The following is a 24,839-nucleotide window of genomic DNA, read 5'->3' on the forward strand; positions in this document are numbered from 1 at the left end:
AGTCAGATGCTTCATCTTGCTTATAATTTTTATATTATATGATAAAATATAAAAATTAAAATACCGTTTATATTTATTGCTTATATAAAAATAGTGATCCTAAAAAATTATTTTATAGAAATGTTTTTAAAACTATAATATTATTTTTATAAACTATTAAGGCTTAATTAATGAACTATATAGGAAGCAAATTATCGCTTATGAATTTTTTATATGAATCTGTTAATTCTGTAATAGATAGTGACTGCTTCGTATTCTCTGACTTATTTGCAGGAACAGGCATTGTCGGAAGATACTTTAAGACCAAAGGTTTTTCTGTTATTTCTAATGATATTCAGTATTACAGTTATGTTTTAAATAAGCATTATATAGAAAATCATAAGTATTTATTTTTCAGGAATCTTAATGATGAAATAGAAAATTTAAAAGAAACTGAAATTAAAGAAAAATATAATATTGTATGCAGATATTTAAATAGCATAGATTATAAAGAAGGCTTTATATACAATAATTATTCTTTAGGCGGAACTAAAAATAAAGAGTATAAAAGGATATATTTTTCAGATGAAAATGCCTGTAAATGCGATGCTGTCAGAATAAAAATAGAAGAATGGTTTCAAAATAAAAAAATTAATATTAATGAATATTATTTTCTGCTTGCAAGTCTGCTTGAAAGTATTGATAAATGTGCCAACACTGCATCTGTATACGGAGCATTTTTAAAAGAGATAAAAAAAACAGCTTCAAAAACTTTTACCTATAGCCCTGCAGATTTTATATTAAGCTTTAATAAGCATAAGGTTTATAATAAAGATGCCAATAAATTGATAAAAAAAATAAATACAGATATTTTATATATTGACCCGCCGTATAATAGAAGACAGTATTCTGATAATTATCATATACTTGAAACAATAGCAAAATATGATAATCCTGAAATAAAAGGAAAAACTGGACTTAGAAAAGACGGTATAAAATCTCTGTACTGCAGTAAGAATAATATTTATAATATATTTAAAGACTTAATAAATAATGCCAATGCAAAATATATTTTTTTAAGCTATAATAATGAAGGATTAATGTCATCGGAAGATATAAAAAATATTATGTCATCAAGAGGCAGATACGGATTATTTAAAAAAGAATACGGCAGATTCAAAGCCGACAGCAAAAGACGCAATTTATCATCAAAAACTATAGAATATCTTCATTACTGCATAACATATTAATAATATATATTGCAAATAATATATTAATTATTTATAATAAATTAAGATGCATATATTTTTAAGTTTATAGTTTAAGTATGCTGTTTTATTTAGGGGGAAATATGGCAAAAGATGAGGACAATATTATTTTTCAGAAATTAAGACGGAATATACAGAGAAATTTTCCTATAGAAGATGATAATTACAGTCTGAATAATTATAAAAATGAAAATTATTCCGATAAAGAGAGCCTTATAATTTTAGAAACTGAAAGAAATATAGATAATATAACAAATTTATCTAAAAAAATAGATGATGCAGAACTTAAAACTGTTTTAAAAGATATGGTATCGGTGTTAAAAGAAATGACTTCTTATTCTAAAGTAAATAAAGAAGGAGAAAAAAAGCTTGAAAAAATTAATGAGTATCATCTTCCTGCAGCTGTAAAGATGCTTAATTCATATCTGGATTTCTGCAGTTTCCCTGTAAAAAATTCAAATATGGAAAAAACGGCATTAGAAATAGAAGATGTTATAATAAAATTAAATGAAGCATTAAAAAAAATGCTTATAGATATGAATCAAAATAAACTAATAGATATAAACAGCGATATAGATGTATTAAAAGCAATGCTTGAAAAAGAAGGTTTATAATTGTTTTTAATAATAAATAAAAAATAATATACGGAGAATATTCTTATGGAAAATAATAATCAATTAAATAATATGCAGTCTGATAATTTATACGATAATAATATAGAGTTTCAGCAAAATAATATTCCTATACAAAATTCTGCAGATAATAATTATGCTAAAAACAGAGATTCTGAAGTGTTTAATATAAATCAGAAGTTCAGCAAAGAAGATTTAAAAAAAATAAATGAAACGGCTGATAATATTGATTTAAAAGACTCCGTTTCAATAATGTCTTACGGCGCATCGGCTCAGAATAAAATGATGCAGTTTTCTGAAAACACTTTAAGCAATGTTATGAATAAAGATTTGGGAGAAGTCGGAGATGCTATTGCCGATGTTATAACGGAGCTTAAGGGATTTAATATAGAAAATGAAACTAAGGGAAAAGGATTATTAGGATTTTTTAAGAAAGCTGGCAATAATTTAAGTAAATTAAAAATTAAATATACAAATGTTGAAGCTAATATTAATAATATAGTAAAAACGCTGGAAGCTCATCAGAGAAATCTGCTTAAAGATATAAGCGTTCTAGATCAAATGTACAATTATAATTTGGAATATTTAAAAGAATTGGAAATATATATAGAAGCTGGAAAACAGAAACTCAATCAATTAGCTGCCGATGAAATACCCGCTTTAGAATCAAAAGCCGCCGCAAGTAACTCTCCTCAAGATGTTCAGAGAGCAAGAGATATTAAAGATTTGGCTAACAGATTTGAAAAAAGAATACATGACTTAGAACTTACAAAAACAATTTCCATACAGACAATACCTCAAATACGATTGGTTCAGAATAATAATGTTATAATGACAGAAAAAATACAATCCACAATATCAAATACCATACCTCTTTGGAAAAATCAAATGGTTCTGTCTATAGGACTTCATCATTCTAATGAGGCGGCAAAAGCGCAGAGATCCGTTACAGACACTACAAATGAGCTGTTGAGAAAAAATGCAGAAATGCTTAAAACATCAACAATAGAAACAGCCAAAGAATCTGAAAGAGCAATAGTAGATATTGAAACATTAAAATATACAAATGAGAAGCTTATTTCTACTTTGGACGAAGTTATGAAGATACAGAATGAGGGAAGAGAAAAAAGAAAAGCTGCAGAAACTGAGCTTAGAAATATAGAAAATGAACTTAAAAATAAAATACTTAATATATCAAAAAATTAGCAGGGATAAAATTAATATATTTATTATAAAATATTGACTGCCATAATAATATTTTTATCAAATAATTTAATTATTTGATATTATTAAATTGTATATATAATTAGTATATATATATAGGTCATTGCTGCTCTCTATTAAAATAAACTCCGCTCTTCTATTTTTTTCCATATCTTTATATTCATTTAATAAGTCATGAATACCGTTATTAGTTAATTTTGACGATATGCCGTTTGTTATAGCTGAGTAAACATCATAAGATCTATTATATGATAAATTGTCAATAGTTTCTCTATTATATAGAAATAAGATATCATTTTTTCTATAACCGTTAGAGAATTTTTTATACTCGTCGCCGCTTATATGACCTTCTATAATAATACTTATTATGTTGGTATTATAGGTTAAATCTCCCACATATTTTAAAGTTTTTGAATATTTTTTTAAATCCGTTTCGCTGCTGTTTAAATTAAATAATATGCTGTCAGGCACTATTAAAACTTTGCCTCTTTCAGTTAATTTATATTCATAAGGAATTTCTTTTGGTTTTTTATATGTTGATATTACTACCGCTCCGTATGCATTTAATGTTATAAGTAACAGAGCAAATAATATATTTATTTTTTTTATCATATTAAAAAAATCCTCTTTACGCATTTATTAATTATACAATATATATAAAAAAATTTAAATATTTTTTATGTCGTTATAATTAATATATTTTTTATTTAAAATAAAAAATAACTAAATTTTTGCATAAAAATTGACATTAGAAAAAATAACATTATACTATATAATATAGTAGTAATTTAAATTTATATAAATATTTTATTTAAATAGGAGAGTTCATTATGGCATCAAAAAAGATGGTTTACTTCTTTGGTAATGGTAAATCTGAAGGAGCTAAAGAAACTAAAGCGCTTTTAGGAGGCAAAGGCTTAGGACTTGCTCAGATGACAGAAAGTAAAGTACCCGTTCCTGCAGGATTTACAATAACTACCGAAGTTTGCGATTACTATTCCAAAAACAAGTCGTATCCCAAAGGATTGGACAAATTAGTGGAAGATAATATTAAAAAATTAGAAAAAGCAATGAATTCGGAATTCGGTAATCCAAAAAAGCCTTTGCTTGTTTCTGTGCGTTCTGGAGCCGCTATATCTATGCCGGGTATGATGGATACCATACTTAATTTAGGTATTAATGAGGAGGTAGTTGAAGGACTTATAGAAAAAACTAATAATCCAAGATTTGCATGGGATGCTTACAGAAGATTTATACAGATGTTTGGTGATGTAGCTATGGGTGTAGAACATGATAAATTTGAAGAAATATTGGAAGAGAGAAAAAGAATTATAGCGCCTAAAGTAGGAAAACCTGAAAAAGATGTAAAAGATACCGATTTAGATGTTGAAGAGTTAAAAATAGTTGTGGAAAAATATAAGTCTATGTATAAAGAGGAAAAAGGCGAGGAGTTCCCAGAAGATCCTAAAGTACAGCTATGGTATGCCATTAATGCGGTATTTAGAAGCTGGAATAATCCAAGAGCCGAAGCATACAGAAAATTAAATGATATAAAAAATCTTTTAGGTACGGCTGTTAATGTTCAGTCTATGGTATTCGGAAATATGGGAGAGACTTCAGCCACAGGCGTATGTTTCTCAAGAAATCCATCAACAGGCGAAAATAAATTCTACGGCGAGTTTTTAATCAATGCGCAGGGCGAAGATGTTGTTGCAGGTATCAGAAATCCTCAGGAAATTACATTGGAAGGAAGCTTGGAATGGGCTAAAAATAACGGCATAAGCGAAGAGGACAGAAAAAGAAAATTTCCTTCTCTTGAAGAGGTTATGCCTAATGTATATAAACAGCTTGTAAGCTATAAAAATCAATTAGAAAAATATTACAGCGATATGCAGGACATGGAGTTTACTATACAAGAGGGAAAACTTTATATGCTTCAAACCAGAAACGGCAAAAGAACTGCCGCAGCTGCCGTAAGAATTGCAGTTGAACTTGCCGAAGCTAAAATAATATCTAAAAATGAGGCTTTAATGAGAGTTAATCCTTCCGATTTAGATCAGCTGCTTCATCCTATGTTTGATCCTAATGCTAAGAAAACGGCTAAAGTTCTTGCCAAAGGTTTAAATGCCTCTCCCGGAGCTGCTGTAGGTAAAGTGGTATTCTCAGCACAGAAAGCCGAATCTATGAAGGAGGCTGGAGAGCAGATTATATTGGTTCGTATAGAAACAAGCCCTGAAGATATTAAAGGTATGAATGCTGCAGAAGGCATACTTACTGCCAGAGGCGGTTCAACTTCGCATGCCGCCGTTGTTGCACGCGGTATGGGCAAATGCTGTGTGGCAGGATGCAGCGCTTTGGAAATTGATTATTCAAACGGATGTATGAAGGTAGCCGATGATATTATTAATGAAGGAGATTATATATCTATAGACGGTTCTACAGGCGAAGTTATGCTTGGCAAAGTTGATACTAAAGAAGCTGAAATGTCTGAAGACTTCAGAAAACTTATGAAATGGGCTGATGAAAAAAGAAAAGAAAAGAAATTTGAAGTTCATACCAATGCCGATACTCCTCATGATGCCGAAATCGGAAGAAAATTCGGCGCCGAAGGTATAGGACTTTGCAGAACAGAGCATATGTTCTTTAATACCGACAGAATAAAAAGCGTAAGACAGCTTATACTTGTTGCAGAAGAAGTAAAGAAATTAAAAGAAAAATTAGAAGAAGCTGAAAAAATCGGCGATAAAAAATCAGCTGAGGAGATTGAAGCTTTATACAGAGAGCCTAGAAAACTTTATGATGATGCTTTAGACAATATTCTTCCTATGCAAAGAGAAGACTTTATTGGAATATTTACGGCTATGAACGGATATCCTGTAACAGTAAGACTTTTAGATCCTCCTCTGCATGAATTCATTCCCCATGAAGATTCTCAGTTGCAGGAACTTTCAAATGAAATGAATGTAAGTTTTGATAAATTAAAAGCTATAAGAGATTCTTTACATGAATTTAATCCTATGCTTGGTCATAGAGGATGCAGACTTGGTATTAGTTATCCTGAAATATATGATATGCAGGCAAGAGCTATAATTGAGGCTGCCGTTAAAGTTAAGAAAAACGGTGTAGATGTTCACCCTGAAATAATGATTCCTCTTGTAGGTACTTTAAAAGAGCTTAAAATGATTAAGGAAAGAATCATTAAAATAGCTGAAGAAGTATTTGAAAAAGAGGATTCTAAAATAAGTTATAAAGTGGGTACTATGATAGAAGTTCCTAGAGCTGCTTTAGTTGCAGATAAAATTGCTTCCGAAGCTGAATTCTTCTCATTCGGTACTAATGATTTAACTCAGATGGGAGGCGGTTTCTCAAGAGATGATGCTGGCAAGTTTTTAAAAGATTATGTTAATAAAGAAATATATGAAAAAGATCCTTTCCAATCTTTAGATCAGGAGGGTATAGGAGAGCTTTTAAGAATAGGGGTAACTAAAGGAAAAGGAGCCAATAAAAATCTTGTAGTGGGTATTTGCGGCGAGCATGGAGGCGATCCTGCAACGGTTATGTTCTGCTATGATATAGGATTAAATTATGTAAGTTGTTCTCCTTACAGGGTGCCTATAGCAAGACTTGCAGCTGCACAGGGAATAATAAGTTCTAAAACAGATAAAAAAGCTGATTCTAAAAAATCTGCATCTTCTAAAAAGGCTGCTGTTTCTAAAAAGGCTTCATCTGCTAAAAAAACGGCGGCTAAGGCATCTGCTTCTAAGAAGACTTCTGCTAAGAAATCTGCAGTTTCTAAAAAGGCTGCTGTTTCTAAAAAAGCTTCATCTGTTAAAAAAACTTCTTCTAAGAAGAAATAATTAATAAAATATTTATATAAATAATTCTATAAGAGGGCTTACTCAATTTAAGTAAGCCCTTGTATTTTTACAATATAATTATTATTTTACTTTTTTTAGAATTACGAGTATATCCTTGTTTTTTATATTTTCAAAAATACCTTCATATCCGTATTTTTCACATCCTCTTATTACACTTTCAGAGCTTGAATGCCCGCTTACCAATACTTCTATAATTGTATTTATTTTCTGATTATTGATAGCGGCAGATTTAGCATGAAAAGATGCCTGAGAACATGACATTCCTCTGGTGTCTATTTTAATAATTTTTGCCATATTAATTTCCTTTTTGCATCTGTAATAATTTATTATAATATATGCTGTATTATAATAAATATTGGTTTTATTTTAGTTTATAAAAGAACTATACAGTATATATTTATATGATGCAAAATGAATATATCAGGTATTTTCTTTCATTGTAAAACCTATGATTATACAGAATACTAATCCTAAAATAACAGCACCCATTCCGTATATTGTCGGACCTGACGGCGAACTTGCTAAATTGAAATTATGGGCAAATCCTGCGCCTACCAGCATACCTATAACAAAAATAAAGCTGTCTGTATTTCCTTCTGCCGATTGTATCATTTGTCTTCCCGGACATCCTGCACCTAAAGTAAAAGCTAATCCTGTGAGAATCATTGATACTATATTCCATAAAATATTTGTATGAGCTATAGGCTGATTTTCCATAGAAAAATTGAATCTGTTGGTTATTAAGTTTACTATTAATGCGGCTAATATAAATGCAATGACGCCTTTAGTCATATGAAAATCTTTCATAAATATTGCATCTCTAAGTCCGCCTACAGTACAGAATCTTGATTTTTGGGCTATGAATCCTATTATTACAGAAGAAGTTAAGGCAATTGCTATAGGAGCTTTCATACTTCCCGGACCTGATTGCGAAAAGAATAATGCGCCTTCTTCTGAAAATTTAGTCTGCTTTAAGAGTAAGATTAAAAGAGCTGCAGCTGTAATTAAAGGAATAAATCCGACTAATTTATTTTTATAGGCTTTAGGCTGACCTAGAGAAAAGTTCTGCTTCCAAAATAAAACTCCGATTCCTCCTCCTAAAATGATACCTATTAAACCGAATATTCCGTTAATATCTCCTCCCGCTACTCTAAGCAGAGTTCTCCAAGGACAGCCCAAGAAAACTAATGCTCCTATCATGGCAAAAAATCCTAAGCAGAATCTTATAATAGGAGAGCTTCCACCTTTAGGGACGAATTCTCTAGACAATAGTGCTGAAATTGCAGCCCCGATAATAAGTCCTATTAATTCAGGTCTTATATATTGCACTGCAGATGCTCTGTGCAGCCCTAAAGCTCCAGATAAATCTCTTGTGAAGCATGCTATACATATTCCCATATTGGCTGGATTGCCCATTACGGAAAGCCAAGCAGCTATAGCTCCTATAACAGCACCCGATATTATAACACCTGCAGAGCTTGTGAAAATGTCTTTTTTCATTGACAACTCCTTTAATATATTGAAAATAATTTTATTATAAAAATAAATAATTATCAATATATTATTTAGCTTTTAATAAATCGGTATAATTTTATTGCAAGGCAATATTATTATATATGAGTTAACTTATTAAAAAAATAATTGCAGGAATTAGAGTTTATGAAAAATAACGGGGCTATGAATCGGCGTAGTTTTTACTTAATAGAATATCTGATTCATTTAATAAAGAGGTATTTTTTTATGAGTAAAATTTATTTTATAGAGATAATATCGTATGAAAAATATAATTATGTTAATTATAGGATTGCAGTAAAAAAGTTTTTAATTAGGATATAATTACAGATTGTAATTTATTTAATGTTTTTATAAGCTTTTTTAGTAAAATATTTTTTATATCAAGTGTATAATATGTATTATTAATTAGAAATGTTTACAGCATGTAATAATTATTAATAAATATTATTGTTTATAATATTGACATTTTTTATAATATTAGGTTAAATATTTTAAAAAATTAGCTTTACGGCTTTATTTATTATGATGAGAACTATAATAAAATCCAAAATACATAGGCTTACCGTAACAAGAACTGATTTAAATTTTAAAGATTCTATAACCATAGATGAAGCTCTATTAGATAAATCTGATATAATTGAGGGGGATAGGGTATCTGTTATTAATTTAAGCAATGATAATAGATTTGAAGCGGTAGCGGTTAAGGGCATAAGAGATACAGGTATTATCGGAATCAACGGAAGCAATGTTCATTATGCAAAAAAAGATGATACGATAGTAATTCTTTCTTACGGTCATATACCTGAGGAAAATATAAAGAAACATAAAGCTAAAATTATATTCGTTAATATAAATAATATTATAATAGATAAAGCATAGTTTATATTTAGGAGAGATTATGGGAAAAATTTTTAGAGCTGGTATTGATATAGGTTCAACTACAGCAAAAATGGTTGTATACGATGATAATAATAATATTATATTTAAGACTTATGTGAGACATAATGCAGATATAAAAGATACATTATTGTCAATACTGGATAGTCTGCATATTATGCATGGTGATTTAAATCTTTCTCTTGCTATGACAGGTACTGCAGGTATGGGTATATGCGAAAAAACGGGAGTGAGCTTTGTACAAGAGGTTATCGCTTCTTCGGCAGCTATAAGAAAAATTTATCCTTATGGAAGAACTTTAATTGATATCGGGGGAGAGGACGCTAAAATCATAGTATTTGACAATAATTTTAAAGCCGATATAAGAATGAATGGAAACTGTGCTGGAGGTACTGGAGCCTTTATAGACCAAATGGCAACGCTTCTCAATATTCAGCCTTCGGAACTTTCTGCATTAGCTGAAAAATCCGTATCTGTTTACCCAATAGCAAGCAGGTGCGGGGTATTTGCTAAAACCGATGTTCAGACCTTAATAAGCCGTGATATTCCTAAAGCTGATATTGCTAAAAGTATATTTCAAGCGGTGGCGGTTCAGACAGTTAATACTTTGGCTAAAGGTTTCGAAATAAAGTCTAAAATTTTATTTACAGGCGGTCCTTTGACATTTCTTCCCGAATTGAGAAGAACATTCCTAGCGCTTTTAAATGCTTCGGAAGACGATATGTATACTATTGAACACCCTGAATTGACGGCTGCAATAGGAGCTGCTTTCTCAGAAAGTGAGGATCAAACCATAATAAAAGTTTCAGAGTTTACAGAATTAGTAAGAAATATTTCTGCTGAAGCAAAAATAACTAATTCTAAAACAAGGGAAGCTTTATTTTCAAGTATGCAGGAATACGAAGAATGGAAAGAAGAGCATAGCAGAGATAAAGTAAAATCTTCCGATGTATCATCGGTTAATGGCAGAAATACATTCTTAGGCATAGATTCAGGATCTACCACCACAAAAATAGTTATTATTGATGAAGAAGGAAGCGTAGTATTAAGACATTATAGAAATAATAATGGTAATCCTGTAGGCGCTGTTACCAAAGGTCTTACTGAAATAAAAAAAGAATTAGATGAAAAAAATATAAAAATAAATATAGTAAGGACAGCTGTAACAGGATACGGAGAAGATTTAATAAAAGCTGCTTTCAATATGGACGAGGGTATAGTTGAAACTATGGCTCATTACAGAGGAGCTAAAGCTTTTGATAAAGATGTAAGCTTTATACTTGATATAGGCGGACAGGACATGAAAGCAATATTTATTAAAGACGGCATAATTGAAAATATTGAAATTAATGAAGCCTGTTCATCTGGCTGCGGTTCTTTTATAGAAACATTTGCATTAGGAATGGGTTATAATGTTTCGGATTTTGCCGATATTGCCTGCGAATCTTCAAGCCCTTGCGATTTGGGAAGCCGCTGTACAGTTTTTATGAATAGTAAAGTTAAGCAGTCTTTAAGGGAAGGTTCTTCGGTTTCCGATATTTCCGCAGGACTTGCTAAGAGTGTTACTTTAAATTGTTTTACCAAAGTTTTAAAAATTACTGATACATCTGTTTTGGGAGAGCATATAGTTGTTCAAGGCGGTACTTTCAAAAACTCTGCTGTCCTCCGTTCTGTGGAGAAATTTTTAAATAAAAAAGTTATACGCCCAGATATATCCGAGCTTATGGGTGCTTACGGCTGTGCATTGCTTGCTTTAGATACTTATAATATGAATAAGGAAGATACAGCTTTTATAGGATTGGATAATTTACAGGAGGCTAATGATTATGAAAGAAAACAGCTTACCTGTAAGGGCTGCGAAAATCTATGTACAGTTACAAGATTAAAATTTAAAGATAATAAATCATTCTATACAGGCAATAAATGCGAAAAAATATTCACTAATAAAGGAAGCAAGAAAATAAATTACGGAATGGATATTACCCAGAAAAAGCTTTCATTATTGTTTGACAGACCTTTAGCTCCCGCTTCAGATGAAATAAAAGGAATTATAGGCATACCGCGTGTACTTAATATGTATCAAAACTTCCCATTCTGGGCTACTATATTTGTAGAATGCGGATACAGAGTTCAGTTGTCTTCTAATTCCAGTATGGCTATAGCTGAGAAGGGTTCAGGAACTGTTATGAGCGATAATATATGTTTTCCTGCTAAAATAGCCAACGGACATATATATGATTTAATAGAATCAAAGGTTGACAGAATATTTTATCCTTCGGTTGTTCTTGAAAAAAGCGAAGATGACGGAAGCGTTAATAGTTATAACTGTCCTGTTGTAACGGGATATCCCGATGTAATAGACAGTTCTATAAGTCCATTAACTAAGTACGGAATACCTTTTGATGCTCCTGCAATCAGTTTTTTAAATGAAGATTTATTATACAAAGGCTGTAAAGCTTATTTTGTTAAAGTTTTAGGAATAAATAAAAAGGATTTTAACAGAGCTTTCAAAATGGCTTTAAATGAGCAGATTAGAATAAAAGATGAATTAAAAGCCGAAGGGAAAAAAATAATAGAGCATGCTGAAAAAACTAATACGCCTACTATACTTATAGTAAGCAGACCTTATCATATAGATCCTTTAATAAATCATAAGATACCTGAAACTATTGCTTCATTCGGCATTAATGTGCTTACCGAAGACGGGCTTGATATAGACGAGTCTCTTGCCGATGTGCAGGTTTTAACTCAATGGTCTTATCCTAATAAAATGTTTAAGTCGGCTTTATGGGCTGCGCATCAGAAGGATATTAGGCTTGAAGTTGTACAGATTAATAGTTTCGGATGCGGTCCTGATGCTACCACTTCAGACGAAATAAAATCAATACTTAATGCATACGGTAAAAATCCTACTTTGGTAAAAGTTGATGAGATATCAAGTCCTGGAAGTATCAGATTAAGAATACGCTCTATGATAGAAAGTATGAAGATGAAAGAAGGTTTTATACCTAATGATAAGCCTGATAGAACCATTATTAAAAGGTATGAGAAAAATGAAAGAAGAGCCGTGCTTGTTCCTAAATTCGGTCAGTTCTATGATCCTATGATTTTGACTTTATTGGAAAGAAGCGGATATGATGCGATTTCTCTTCCAGAGCCTGACGCTGAATCTGTTGAATTAGGATTAAGATATGCAAATCAGGATATATGCTATCCTGCCACCATTGTAATAGGCGATATTATAAGAGCTGTACAAAGCGGAAAATATGATTCTGAAAATATAGCTGCGGGCATTACTCAGACAGGAGGACAATGCAGGGCAAGTAATTATGCTTCTCTTATAAAAAGAGGCTTGATTAATGCGGGATATCCAGATGTTCCCGTTGTAACCGTAGGATTAACAGTTATTAATGATCAGCCTGGCTTTGAACTTTCTAAAATTGATTTAATGAAAGAGGGTATTGTTGCTATGCCTTATGCCGATGCTGTATCTGCGATGTATTATTATACTGCAGCCCGTGAAATTAGGAAAGGCGATTCTTTGGCGCTTGCAAATAAATACATATCTTTACACCCTAAAGATTTTGCACTTAAAGCAACGGATAAATTATTAAAGCAGGCTGTTGCAGAGTTTAACGCCGTTGAAACTTATGACTTGGATTTGCCTAAAGCAGGCTTGGTTGGAGAGATATATGTAAAATATAATAAATTTGCAAACGGAGATGTATGCGATTGGCTTATGTCAAAAGGAATTGAGGTGATAGTTCCTCCTATATTTGATTTCTTTGTACAGAAAGTTATAAGTGCTCAGGTTAATAAAGAAACCAATGCAAGAGATGTGTCATTTTTAGGTTATTACGGTTCTAAGATATCGGAAAAAGTTATTGATGTAAGAGTAGATTCAATCAATCAGATAATGTCTAAATTCAAAGGATTCAGACCTCTTCATCATATACGCCATATAGCCGAAAATGCTGCTAAAGTTACCGCTATGACTAATCAGTTCGGGGAAGCTTGGCTTTTACCCGGTGAAATAGCCACTTTTGCCGAGGAAGGCGTAAATAATGTTCTTTGTCTTCAGCCTTTCGGCTGCATTGCAAATCATATTATAGCAAGAGGTATTGAAACGAGACTTAAAACAAGATATCCTGATTTGAATTTGCTTTATTTGGATATGGATGCTGGTGCAAGCGAAGTTAATACTATAAACCGTTTAGAGTTCTTTGTACGCTCTGCTAAAGACAGTATGAATTCTGTTTATGCTTTAGACAGCATTAAAGATGAAGTCGGAGCTTATGCTAAATAGTTTTAATAAAAGACTTTATTATTTAAAATATGATGAAAATTCTTAAATAGAATTAATAAAATTAAAAAGGGGCTTTACAGCTCCTTTTTTTGTATTTTTTCTGATTTTTTGTAAGAAATGTATTATATTTTGTGATTAAAAAAAATTATAATATATAAATATATATTATAAAAGCTTGAAATAAATTTGATTTTATTATATATTTATACAGTATTTATTTATACCATATAAAGGAGCATATAATGAATAAATTTCAAAGTACCATCTATTACAAAAAGTTAATAAAAAACATATTAGATAACATTACGGAAGATGATTATTTTTATAACAAAAAAATAAACTGGGAGGATTGGGTTATAATGAGAGTTGATATTAATAATGCTGTCGCTAAACTGGATAATATCAATATAAGCAATTATAATACGGAAATTTTAGATCAAATATTGGATATTTTGGAGGAATATTGATAATGTGTAATTTATGCCCGAAATATGACACTTGTAAAAAACTCTGCAATGATATTTTAAAAGAAATTAATATAAGTTTAGGTACTAGGAAAAACGATTCCGACAAAACGGACAGCAGGGAAACCTTATTAACAAATGAGGATTTGGAAAGCATACTTTATTCAAATGCTTTAAGTGAAAACGAGTACAGCAGAGTATCAAATTTAATAATAGCGATACTTACTCCGAAACAAAAAATGATAATGAAATTATTTTCTGAAGGCAAAACACAGGAAGAATTAGCCGAAATATTAAATGTTACTCAGTCGGCAGTATCTCAGTATTTAAGAGCTATAAAGAAAGAGATATCAAAGCAGTTTTATATGGTGATTAATTTATAAAAAATAAGTAATTTTTAAAACAAAAGGAGATATTCTTAAAAAGAATATCTCCTTTTTTAATATGGTTAATATTACATAATATTAATTATTGTAATAATCTAAGAGCGCCTTGCGGAAGCTGATTAGCCTGAGCAAGCATAGACAAGTTAGCCTGATTAAGAATTTGATCTTTAGCAAGTTTAACTGATGCTTCAGCCATATCTGTATCTCTAATTCTGCTTTCAGAAGCCTGCATGTTTTCAAATCCTACCATTAAGCCTTGGGCTGTCATTTCTAATCTGTTTTGATAAGCGCCTAAGTCGGATCTTTGTTTTAATACTTTAAGAAGAGCTTCATCTACCATACCTATAACGGAGTTGGCTTTAGCAGGACTTGAAACACTTATAAATGTAGCGCTGATAGCGGGACCTACAGGATTTTTAAGTCCTAAAGCTTGGCTGTTCATAGTACCGATATAAACTCTTTTTCTTTCGTCCATATTAGCGCCTATATGAAGCCACATAGAAGCTGTAGGTGTGTTTTCGCCTGTGGGTCTGGCAAATCTGCCTGTCAGCATATTAAGTTTGTTGAATTGAGCTTGGCTTGCAACACGGTCGATTTCATCTACTAACTGAGAAACTTCAATTTGTACATAAAGTCTGTCTTCGTCGGTATAGATACCGTTAGCAGCTTGTATAGCTAATTCGCGGATTCTTTGAAGAATATTTGTAGTTTCATCCAAGTATCCTTCTGTAGTTTGTATGAAAGATATACCGTCCTGAGTATTTCTTTCAGCCTGACGCAAACCGCGTATCTGAGTGCGCATTTTTTCGGATACGGCAAGTCCGCTGGCATCATCTCCCGCTTGGTTGATTCTCATACCGCTTGAAATCATAGCTGCATCTTTTTTTAAATCTACCTGACGGAATTTAAGAGTGCGCTGCGCATTAATAGCGCTTATATTATTGTTGATAACCATATGGTTCCTCCATGAATTATTTATATGTATTCTTCCTTGAACACATAGTTATTATCGGTTACTATAGATTAATTATTAATTTTTTTTATATAAATAAAATTTTTTTGTTGCATTATTTGAAAATTATAAAAACCTTCCTAATCTTTTTTAATTAGAAAATAATTAAGAAATAAAATAAATGACCTGCATATATGCAAGCCATTTATATTTTTTATTTGTTTTTAACGCTCGCCGAAATGATATCCTATACTTAGCAAAGCCCCTAATGAATGATGCTGACTTATATTTCTTCCTGCAAACAGCTTTGATACATCATTCTTATTAAAAAACATATATTCATAAAAAACATTAAAACCTACTATCAATGCATTTTTTTCATTAATAGTATATATTCTCCTTCCGCATAATATATTTGCATATATTGATATCGGAATACGGCTGGGCTTCACATTGAAATCATCTATAAAAGGTATAAATTTAGCGCCGCTTGAAATACCAAAAACTATGTCCTGATTTATATTAATATTTGGAGTTAATATAAATTTTAAAGCTAATCCTGTATTAAATCCTGCTATATTCATCTGATTTACTGAGTATTTGCCGTTTAGATCTATTGTACAGATAAGGATCCGAAATTAATACCAGTATCAAATAATAGGCTTATGCCCCTGATTTTTTCGCCTATAGGGAAATGATAGCCTATCTGCAGATTCAAATCTCCTCTTCCATCAAGTACGCCTCCCGTTAAGTCTGTAAAGCTTCCTGCAACACCTAATTTAGGAATAAAGTCCAATTCAAATCCCGCAAAAAGAATATTTGAAATTATCAATAAAGAAGAAATAGTTATGAATATTTTAAATTGCATATTATAATCCTAATATTTAATTTATTTAAAAGTTTAACTGATTTTATATAATTGTCATTAGAATTTTTTTGATTAATTGATAAAGTGTCATCTATTTTGTTTTCTATGACAACATATTTAGAATTTTTGGAGTAATTTAAATCTAATACTTCATTTGTCATAATTGGATTTGTAGATGATTTGCTACATGATAATAAGTTTATGATGGCAATTGCAGCTGCCAAAAAAATAGATTTTTTTTCATTTTGATGCTCCTTGTTTTTAATATATTTATTTATATTATAATTAATTTAAATCTAAATGTAAAGCTTTATTTTTGAATAATAATCAGAATTTATTAAAAAATAAGTATTTATTCACAAATAATAGAGTATATTTATTATATTTTAACCTAATATATACTTTTATTTTCTGTAATAGTGTTTTAAAGAATAAAAACATACTATTTATTATATATGTTTAGACAGATACAGTAAATAATATATTATGATTCAATGATAGTTTTAGAATATATAAATTGAAAATATAAAAAACTCATAATTTGCATATATTTCATAAATTAACTTGAAAAAATTATTATATATGGTAAAATATGGAAGTATAATCTTAAATTAAATCAAGGTTAAATTATTATGAAAAATTCTCAAGTATTTATGGAAGGTGTATGGAAAAATAATCCTACCTTTGTTCAGGTTCTTGGTATGTGTCCTAGCTTAGCAGTTACAAGCAGCGTTATGAATGCCATAGGTATGTCTGCAGCAACTATATTCGTACTTGTATGCTCATCTGCTTTGATTTCGCTTATTAAAAAAATATATGCTAATGAAGTAAGGATAATGGGATACATTGTGGTTATAGCGGCTTTTGTTACTTTAACCGATATAGTTATGAAAGCTAAGTTTTATACCTTGTCTTTGTCATTAGGTCCCTATATACCGCTTATAGTTGTAAACTGTATTATATTGGGAAGAGCAGAAGCTTTTGCCAATAAAAACGGAATAATACCTAGTATTTTTGACGCTTTAGGCAACGGCGTTGGCTTCTTTATATCTTTGATACTTCTTGCATCCGTAAGAGAGATTTTAGGTAATGGAAGCTGGCTTGGTATTGATATAGTTGGAGCTTTAAGAGGCTTTTTTGAATCGGCTATGCCTTTTGCATTGAATGCATATAATGAAATTACTACCCCTTGGGTGGTTATGATTATGGCTCCGGGTGCTTTCTTTACTTTAGGCACTTTAATTGCTATAAAAAGAGCTGTAGATGCTAGAGGAGGCAAAGCTAATGGTTAATTTAATTTTATTATTTATTGCAACCGTTTTAGTTAATAATTTTGTTTTAACTAAATTCTTGGGTATATGTCCGTTTTTAGGAGTATCCAATAAGTTGGATTCAGCGGTTAGTATGGGTATCGCTGTTACTTTTGTATTGGTTTTAACAGCCGCAGTCAGCTGGATGATACAGTATTATATATTAGTGCCTTTTAAAATAGAATTTTTACAGACTATTTTATTTATTATAGTTATTGCCGCTTTAGTACAGTTTGTTGAAATGGTTGTAAGAAAAACAAGCGAGAGCTTATATTTGGCTTTAGGTATTTTTCTTCCTCTTATTACAACTAACTGCTGCGTATTAGGCTTGGCTTTATTCGGAGTTTTATATAAATATAATTTTATACAGAATATAGTTTTTGCCTTAGGCGCAGGCGTAGGCTTTACATTGGCATTGGTTATAATGGCTAGTATAAGAGAGCGTTTAATTACTGCCGATATTCCAGAAGCTTTTAAAGGACCTGCCATGCCTTTCATTACGGCGGGCATACTTGCTCTTATTTTCTACGGATTCTCAGGTATAATTAAAATATAATATAGTAGTTAGAAGTATTTATAAGGATAATGAAATGATGACATCAGTTTTAGTGGCTTCAATATCTTCAGGCTTAATTGCTTTGATATTGGCTGTTTTATTAATATTTTCTTCAAAGATTTTCAGAGTTGAAGTTGATGAGAGGGTTGCAGTTCTTACGGAAATGCTTCCGGGGGCAAATTGCGGCGGATGCGGTTTTCCTGGATGTGCTCAGTTTGCTAAAGCTTTAGTTGACGATAAGGCTCCTGTTGATGGATGTTCTGTAGGCGGTGCCGATACTGCTTCTAAAATAGCAGATTATTTGGGAAAAGTGGCTCCCGAACAGAAAGACAGAACAAGAGCTTATATTTTCTGTCATGGGCATGATGGAATAGCCAAATCTGACAGAGTTTACAGCGGCGCTGAAACCTGTGTTTCAGCTGTTGCCGCAGGAGGAAATAAAAATTGTTCCTACGGCTGCGTCGGTTTTTATGATTGTATGAACTCCTGCGATTTCGGTGCAATTATTAAAGATGATAAAACAGGAATGCCTGTTATAGTAGAAGATAAATGTGTCTCCTGCAGCGCATGCGTTAAGGCATGTCCTCAGAAACTAATAGAAATTCATCCTGTATCTCAGAAAATTCATGTTTATTGTAAGTCAAAAGATAAAGGTCCTGTTTCTAAAAAGGCATGCGACAGAGCTTGTATAGGATGCAGTATATGCGTTAAAAATACTAAAGAAGGCGGTATAAAAATTGATAATTATCTTGCAATAATTGATTATGAAGATTATTCCGTTACAGATGAAAGTATAGCCAAGTGTCCTACTAAAGCTATTACAGATGAGAGAGTTAATTCCGTATTAAATATCTGATTTTATTATTAGTTTTATAATATGTTAAAACAAGGGCGGTTTTATTTATAATTGCTCTTGTTTTTTAATATATTATTTATCTTTGATATTTTATTTGCATAAAATTTGATATCATTATATAACTAGTCAAAAACATACTATAAACATATTGCTTTTTATTTCTGAATTATATTATACGGATTAATATATGATTTTATGTTTTTAATAATCAGGAAGTAAAAAATGGAGCTTAATAATAAAACTTTGACGGAAAACGGCAGCATTAATTTATTTTTCAGATTTGCATTGCCAAGTATATTAGGCATGATAATGGGAAGCGCCGCCGTATTTGTTGATGGATTTTTTGTGGCGCATTTTATATCGGCAGAAGCATTTACCGCTATTAATATAGTATGGCCTATAACTGCATTATCATTTGGTATCTATGTTATGTTAACTATAGGCTCTGTAGCTCTTGCAGGCAAATGTATAGGAGAAAATAATATAAGGCGTGCTAATTTAATATTTACTCAGACTTTGATTATGGTTCTTACTATAGCAAGCCTCCCTCTTTTGATAGTGTATATTTTCAGAGAAAAGCTGCTTCCTATTTTCGGAGCGCATGGCGAAATCTATAAATTATCATTAGATTATATTGAAGGTGTTCTGACTGCAACATTCTTCTGGGGAATGGCTTATGTGCTTAGTCAGTTTGTGAGGCTTAACGGTTCTCCGAAATTTGCTTCTTTAATGTTTATAATATCGTCTTTTGCAAATATTATATTAGATCCTATTTTCATTATTGTATTTAATTTTGGAATATGCGGAGCCGCTTGGGCTACAGCTTTGTCTCAGATGGCTGCTTTTATAATGGGACTTTTATATTTTTTTAAGCCTGACTGCAGATTAAAAATAATAAAGATTTACGGAGGATGGATATACATATTTAAAGCTGCATTAAATGGTTTTTCCGAGTTTTTAAGTAATCTTTCTTCGGGACTTATACCTTGGCTGTTTAATATAACTGCATATAATATTTCAGGCAACAGAGGAATATTAGTTTATTCTGTGGCAAACTATGCTGTAATGTTTTTTATAATGTTTGCATATTCTGTGGGGGAGGCATTAGAGCCTTTAGTAAGTGTTTCTTACGGAGCTAAAAATAAAAACAGAATGAAAGATTTTTTGAAAATATCATTGCTTTTAATTTCTTTTGTATCAATACTTTCTTCTATTATACTTCTTATTGCTCCTAATTTGCTTGTCAATACTCTTCTGAAAGATATTGACGGACAAATATTTAATGATGCCGTATTTTTTGTACGGACTTCAATACCTGCATTTATAGGAGTTGGAATTAATATTATAATGAGTGCATATTATACATCTGTTCAGAAAGCGGGAGCATCTGCAGTTGTGGCTGCTTTAAGAAGCATGATTTTGCCTATTTTGCTTGTACTTACATTGCCTAATATATTTGGGTTTATAGGTTTGGTTTTGGTTATTCCTATAAGTGAAATATCTGCTTTAATTGTTTCATTTGCATTGTATAAAAATAGAAATGCAGACCGCTTGATTTATGATAAATGAGTCTAAGTCATTGACTTAATTTATTTTAAATGCATATCAGCAATAAAAAATATTAATTTACTTGTTTTATTTTATATATTTAGTATTATTTTTGTAAATGATTAATCGTCTAATTAATAAAATATATTGTAATTTTGTAAGGAGTTTTTAATGACATATAAAGAAATTATAGAAAATGCAAAAGATTGCATGGGGTTTTGCAAAGCCTGTATTATATGTAACGGAAAGGTCTGTAAAAATATTATGCCAGGACCCGGCGCTAAAGGAGTAGGAGACGGTGCTATTAGAAATTATGACAAATGGGGAGATATAAGACTTAATATGGATACAATATGCTCCAATGAAGATGTTGATGCTTCTTTTGAACTGTTCGGCAAAAAGTTTAAATATCCTATATTTGCAGGACCTGTTGGGGCTGTTCAGCTTCATTACGGAAATAAATATACTGACGAAGAATATAATGATATATTAGTACAATCATGTTCGGAAGCTGGAATATGCGCTTTTACAGGAGACGGAGTTAATCCGAATGTAATGATAGCTGCTACTTCTATGATAAAAAAACAAAACGGCATAGGAATACCAACCGTTAAGCCTTGGAATATGGATGTCATTAAAGAAAAAATGAAATTAATTGCAGATTCAAATGCTTTTGCTGTAGCTATGGATATTGATGGTGCAGGACTTCCTTTTTTAAAAAATCTCACTCCTAAAGCGGGAAGCAAAACTGCAGACGAATTAAGACAAATAAAAGAAATTGCTAAAAGACCTTTTATAATAAAAGGCATAATGACTGTAAAAGGAGCTCAAAAGGCTGTGGAGTCTGGAGCTGATGCTATTATAGTATCTAATCATGGCGGACGTGTGCTTGACCAATGCGCTTCCACAGCCGAAGTATTACCCGAGATAGCCGATGCTGTGAAAGGAAAAATAAAAATATTAGTTGACGGTGGAATCAGAAGCGGAGCTGATATATTAAAAGCTCTTGCCTTAGGTGCGGACGGAGCTGTTATTGCAAGAACTTTCGTAATAGCCGTTTACGGAGGAGGAGAAGAGGGCGTCAAATCTTATGCCGCTCAATTGGGTGCCGAACTTGAAGATGCTATGGCTATGTGCGGAGTTCACAGCCTGAAAGAAATAACAAGAGATATTGTCAGGCTTTAATTTTTCTGCTTTTAAATAATTCAATATAAGGAGAAATTAAATATCTCTTTATATTGAATATTATTTTAAATTATAAATATTATTAATAATATTATAGATTTGTAATTTTAATCAATTAAAAACTTAAAAAGTATAAATGATCATCGTAAATATCTTCTTTTATTTCAGAAGCCAATATAAACTCTACGGTTATATCTTTTTCTTTAGCTGTAGTTAAATTTAAGTTTAAATCTGCTCTTCCAATAACTTTAGCAGGTGCATCCGTCAAAACTATAATTAATCTTTTTTTATTTATATATTCAAATTTCTCCAATGCTTCCTGCAAAGCCTCATACATAGGTTCCGCTTTATCTCCGCCTCCTGCAGCATAAAAATAATTAACTTCTCTGTTTATAAAATTGATATTATCGCTGAAATCTATTCTTTTTGTGAGATATGTATCTTGTACATCTCTGTAAAGCAGAAAACCTATTCTTGAATATTTATTATTATTAAACAGATTTCCAGCAATGCCGCTTATATCTCTTTTAATAGCTTTCAAATAAGGATGCATACTCTCAGTTGTATCAAGTACTATAACTAAATCAATTCCGCCGTCTTCTTTATATCTGTCAACAATATTTTTTAATTTTTTATTTAATTCATCTGCATCTTTAACATAATTATTTGAAGTATTAAAGGATTTGCTTGCATTATTTAAAGTGTCTGCAGCCTCTCTATTATAATCATTATTATTTTTCGCATCTATATTTATTTTTTCAGAAGATAAAGTTTTTGTTTCATTTTCACTGTTAATTTTTACCGAAGAATCTCTTTTTACTATCATTGTGTTTGTAGACTGCTCTATTACCCTATAGGAAGGTCTTATTTGAACGGCACCCTCATTTCCTGCATTAGGAATAGGAGGAGGTGTCTCTTTTTCCTTAATATCAGCAGTTTCTAAACAATAATCTATCGGGTAGGTGAAGCTTTCTCCATGCATATTAAAAACATTAAAAGATAAATATCTGTCTTCAGGCAATTGTCTGAAATATGCTTTTATATAAAGTTTTTTTCCAAGTTCTCTATTGAAAGTATCTTCTAATATTATACCGCTGCTGTCATAATCGGAAATATTTCCAAAAGAAGTATTTATTAATTTATATGAATTATTGGTTTTTCCTTCCCTGAAATAAAATGCGTATCTGCCGTTTTCTCCTCCTGAATAATATAAATAAAATGCATATAAATCTCCCTCTTTTTCCACATTTCTAAGGCTGATGGAAGGAACTGCAGATGCTGTGTTATTAGGTTTTAATATTATATCTGTGTTTGATAATGTATTGCCGTTAATATCATAAGCCTCTAATATTAAATTAATATTGTCTCTCAATATGAATTGAGAATAATTATTTTTTCTATCTAAATAAACAGTGTTTGGAATAAAAACACTGAATACATCTCCTAATGTGTTAAGAAAGTCTGTGTTTTTTATATTAATTATGGAATTACCGCTTCCGCTATTATCAATATAAATATAGGAATTTCCGCCGCCGTTAAGCTTTAAAAGAAGTCTGAATCCTGATATATATGGTTTTTTCTTAATATTGATTTGATATCCGTTTACAAATTTTACTATTTCCACATCATTTGTATTAATTCTCATAGAATAATTATTTGCACTATTTTGACCGTATAAATTTTCTAAAGTAGTAATGAATACTACCGATAAAATAACAAACAAATATTTATATCTTATACTTCTCATCATTAATACCTCTTGCAAATTATTATCGGCTGCGTGTATTATAAATCTGCATTATTATGTTAATTGTATTGTAATATTTTTAATTAAAGTTTATATATGTTGTTATGTTTTTTATTATTGTTATGTTCGCTGACCGCATTTTTTATTATATCATATTTCTATTATTGTTTTATTTCTTTTTCTGATTTATTTAATGCTTTTCTTTTTTGGTATTGTTTTTTATTTTATTTTTTTGCCGAAGGCACACACCGCAAAAAGAACCAAAAAAGCCGACTTCTTTTTTATCAAAATAAAGAAGAAAAAAACAATTACATTAATTTTTGAAAATCTGTTATTATATATTAATGCCTTTTATTGTTGCTATTCTTTTGGCTGCTTTGTTGTATTTTCAAGCTTTCTTACTACTGATAAACTTTTAAATATTAGCGTAGTTATTTTTTTGTTTTCTTTTTTTGCGCTGTGTGCCTTCTGCAAAAAAAAAAAATAATAAAGCGACAGACTGCCATTAAATAAATTTATTTAAGTCTTAAAGGCTGAAGAGAGCATAGTAATAATAATAAATAATGTTTTATAGTTATTATAAAATTATATCCTTTATAAATTTTTAGTATAATAATATTAAAATATTTAGTATTTTTTTATATATAATTAATTAATATCTTGATTTTTTTTATAGAGTATATTATTATACTATCTAATTTTTTATAAGGTGGTACTGAATGACGAAACAAAGTTTTGAATACTATGTAGAAGCAATAGAAAATAATGAGATTAATAAGCTTCAAATATTTCTTTTAACTGATGATGAAGAGTTTATTAATATTCGTGATGAAGACGGCAATACTCTATTACATCATGCGGCAATGCTGAGCAGTGACGGGGCAGTTGCAATGCTTATTGAGTGCAATCCGTTTATCAGAAATAATGAGGGAAAAACTGCATTTAATATAGCCTATGAAAATGATGATGTATATATAGCTAAAATGCTTGATAGCACCAGAGACAGCTGCAAAGGAAGCATGGCAGATATGATGAGAAAAAAAGGAAATAGATGAAAAAGAAATACCATTTTTCTTAACAGGCACTAAAGAAGATATTTTGCATAAATTTAAAGAAAATAAAAAAACTTCCAAAACAACTGCAGCAGACACAAAAGAAAATAAAAAAACATCTGAAAAAGACAAAAAAATATTTTCTAAAGATTTGCTGCAGAATATTTTTAGTAAGTATATCTGACCGATGATAGTTATTTTAAAACAGCATTAGAT

22 protein-coding genes are annotated in these 24,839 nt (G+C 30.8%); 15 read left to right on the forward strand and 7 right to left on the reverse strand.

Annotated features, from left to right (window positions below; all coding sequences use genetic code 11):
• The first annotated feature begins 170 nt into the window (after window positions 1-170).
• The 3 genes from QZ306_RS06505 to QZ306_RS06515 all read left to right on the forward strand — a co-directional run bounded on the left by QZ306_RS06505 (window position 171) and on the right by QZ306_RS06515 (window position 3,085).
• Window positions 171-1,229: a DNA adenine methylase gene (locus QZ306_RS06505; protein ID WP_295162311.1), complete on the forward strand. Its 1,059-nt coding sequence runs from the start codon at window positions 171-173 to the stop codon at window positions 1,227-1,229.
• 101 nt (window positions 1,230-1,330) lie between these two features.
• A complete protein-coding gene (locus tag QZ306_RS06510; protein ID WP_295162312.1) occupies window positions 1,331-1,861 on the forward strand; it encodes a hypothetical protein in 531 nt (176 codons plus the stop codon).
• A 45-nt stretch (window positions 1,862-1,906) separates the two neighbouring features.
• Window positions 1,907-3,085 (forward strand): toxic anion resistance protein, encoded by a 1,179-nt coding sequence (locus QZ306_RS06515; protein ID WP_295162313.1) that lies wholly within the window; start codon window positions 1,907-1,909, stop codon window positions 3,083-3,085.
• Between the two features lie 66 nt (window positions 3,086-3,151).
• Here the strand turns inward: QZ306_RS06515 and QZ306_RS06520 are convergent, their stop codons facing one another.
• Window positions 3,152-3,715: a hypothetical protein gene (locus tag QZ306_RS06520; protein ID WP_295162315.1), complete on the reverse strand. Its 564-nt coding sequence runs from the start codon at window positions 3,713-3,715 to the stop codon at window positions 3,152-3,154.
• A gap of 218 nt (window positions 3,716-3,933) precedes the next feature.
• Between QZ306_RS06520 and ppdK the strand changes: the two genes are divergently transcribed.
• On the forward strand, window positions 3,934-6,960 hold the full coding sequence (gene ppdK / locus QZ306_RS06525; RefSeq protein WP_295162316.1) for a pyruvate, phosphate dikinase: 3,027 nt from the start codon (window positions 3,934-3,936) through the stop codon (window positions 6,958-6,960).
• Window positions 6,961-7,041: 81 nt separating this feature from the next.
• Here ppdK and QZ306_RS06530 read toward each other — a convergent pair whose 3' ends face one another.
• Complete coding sequence (locus QZ306_RS06530; protein ID WP_295162317.1) at window positions 7,042-7,275, reverse strand: sulfurtransferase TusA family protein; 234 nt, start codon at window positions 7,273-7,275, stop codon at window positions 7,042-7,044.
• Window positions 7,276-7,401: 126 nt separating this feature from the next.
• Window positions 7,402-8,487: a YedE family putative selenium transporter gene (yedE, locus tag QZ306_RS06535; protein ID WP_363322639.1), complete on the reverse strand. Its 1,086-nt coding sequence runs from the start codon at window positions 8,485-8,487 to the stop codon at window positions 7,402-7,404.
• Window positions 8,488-9,018: 531 nt separating this feature from the next.
• Between yedE and QZ306_RS06540 the strand changes: the two genes are divergently transcribed.
• From QZ306_RS06540 to QZ306_RS06555, 4 genes are all read left to right on the forward strand, one after another.
• Window positions 9,019-9,375 (forward strand): aspartate 1-decarboxylase, encoded by a 357-nt coding sequence (locus QZ306_RS06540; protein ID WP_295162321.1) that lies wholly within the window; start codon window positions 9,019-9,021, stop codon window positions 9,373-9,375.
• Between the two features lie 19 nt (window positions 9,376-9,394).
• Complete coding sequence (locus QZ306_RS06545) at window positions 9,395-13,699, forward strand: acyl-CoA dehydratase activase-related protein (protein WP_295162323.1); 4,305 nt, start codon at window positions 9,395-9,397, stop codon at window positions 13,697-13,699.
• A gap of 242 nt (window positions 13,700-13,941) precedes the next feature.
• Window positions 13,942-14,166, forward strand: a complete 225-nt coding sequence (locus QZ306_RS06550) for a hypothetical protein (RefSeq protein ID WP_295162324.1) — start codon at window positions 13,942-13,944, stop codon at window positions 14,164-14,166.
• Window positions 14,167-14,168: 2 nt separating this feature from the next.
• Complete coding sequence (locus QZ306_RS06555) at window positions 14,169-14,546, forward strand: sigma factor-like helix-turn-helix DNA-binding protein (protein WP_295162326.1); 378 nt, start codon at window positions 14,169-14,171, stop codon at window positions 14,544-14,546.
• 85 nt (window positions 14,547-14,631) lie between these two features.
• Here QZ306_RS06555 and QZ306_RS06560 read toward each other — a convergent pair whose 3' ends face one another.
• From QZ306_RS06560 to QZ306_RS06570, 3 genes are all read right to left on the reverse strand, one after another.
• Entirely contained in the window at window positions 14,632-15,504 is an 873-nt protein-coding gene (locus QZ306_RS06560; protein WP_295162328.1) for a flagellin, read from the reverse strand.
• Window positions 15,505-15,725: 221 nt separating this feature from the next.
• On the reverse strand, window positions 15,726-16,085 hold the full coding sequence (locus tag QZ306_RS06565; RefSeq protein WP_295162330.1) for a hypothetical protein: 360 nt from the start codon (window positions 16,083-16,085) through the stop codon (window positions 15,726-15,728).
• 29 nt (window positions 16,086-16,114) lie between these two features.
• Complete coding sequence (locus QZ306_RS06570) at window positions 16,115-16,369, reverse strand: hypothetical protein (protein ID WP_295162332.1); 255 nt, start codon at window positions 16,367-16,369, stop codon at window positions 16,115-16,117.
• A 632-nt stretch (window positions 16,370-17,001) separates the two neighbouring features.
• Here QZ306_RS06570 and QZ306_RS06575 point away from each other — a divergent pair.
• The 5 genes from QZ306_RS06575 (at window position 17,002) to QZ306_RS06595 (ending at window position 21,824) form a co-directional block, all read left to right on the forward strand.
• Window positions 17,002-17,661, forward strand: coding sequence for an electron transport complex subunit RsxE (locus QZ306_RS06575; RefSeq protein WP_295162333.1), 660 nt, complete (start codon window positions 17,002-17,004; stop codon window positions 17,659-17,661).
• The gene (gene rsxA, locus QZ306_RS06580) at window positions 17,654-18,235 is read left to right on the forward strand and encodes an electron transport complex subunit RsxA (RefSeq protein ID WP_295162335.1); all 582 of its coding nucleotides are present in this window, start codon (window positions 17,654-17,656) and stop codon (window positions 18,233-18,235) included. Before QZ306_RS06575 ends, rsxA begins: the two co-directional genes overlap by 8 nt.
• A gap of 34 nt (window positions 18,236-18,269) precedes the next feature.
• The gene (locus QZ306_RS06585; protein WP_295162338.1) at window positions 18,270-19,091 is read left to right on the forward strand and encodes an RnfABCDGE type electron transport complex subunit B; all 822 of its coding nucleotides are present in this window, start codon (window positions 18,270-18,272) and stop codon (window positions 19,089-19,091) included.
• Between the two features lie 222 nt (window positions 19,092-19,313).
• Entirely contained in the window at window positions 19,314-20,660 is a 1,347-nt protein-coding gene (locus tag QZ306_RS06590; protein ID WP_295162340.1) for an MATE family efflux transporter, read from the forward strand.
• A gap of 150 nt (window positions 20,661-20,810) precedes the next feature.
• Window positions 20,811-21,824, forward strand: coding sequence for an alpha-hydroxy-acid oxidizing protein (locus QZ306_RS06595; protein ID WP_295162342.1), 1,014 nt, complete (start codon window positions 20,811-20,813; stop codon window positions 21,822-21,824).
• Between the two features lie 115 nt (window positions 21,825-21,939).
• Here the strand turns inward: QZ306_RS06595 and QZ306_RS06600 are convergent, their stop codons facing one another.
• Window positions 21,940-23,571: a vWA domain-containing protein gene (locus QZ306_RS06600; protein ID WP_295162512.1), complete on the reverse strand. Its 1,632-nt coding sequence runs from the start codon at window positions 23,569-23,571 to the stop codon at window positions 21,940-21,942.
• Between the two features lie 719 nt (window positions 23,572-24,290).
• On the opposite strand from QZ306_RS06600, the gene QZ306_RS06605 reads away from it, so the two are divergent.
• Entirely contained in the window at window positions 24,291-24,626 is a 336-nt protein-coding gene (locus tag QZ306_RS06605) for an ankyrin repeat domain-containing protein (RefSeq protein WP_295162343.1), read from the forward strand.
• Window positions 24,627-24,669: 43 nt separating this feature from the next.
• Window positions 24,670-24,807 carry a hypothetical protein gene (locus QZ306_RS06610; RefSeq protein WP_295162345.1) on the forward strand — a complete coding sequence of 46 codons (138 nt, stop codon included), beginning with the start codon at window positions 24,670-24,672 and terminating at the stop codon, window positions 24,805-24,807.
• Window positions 24,808-24,839 lie beyond the last annotated feature (32 nt).

The sequence above is a fragment of the uncultured Brachyspira sp. genome, assembly GCF_910588665.1.
GTDB lineage: Bacteria > Spirochaetota > Brachyspiria > Brachyspirales > Brachyspiraceae > Brachyspira.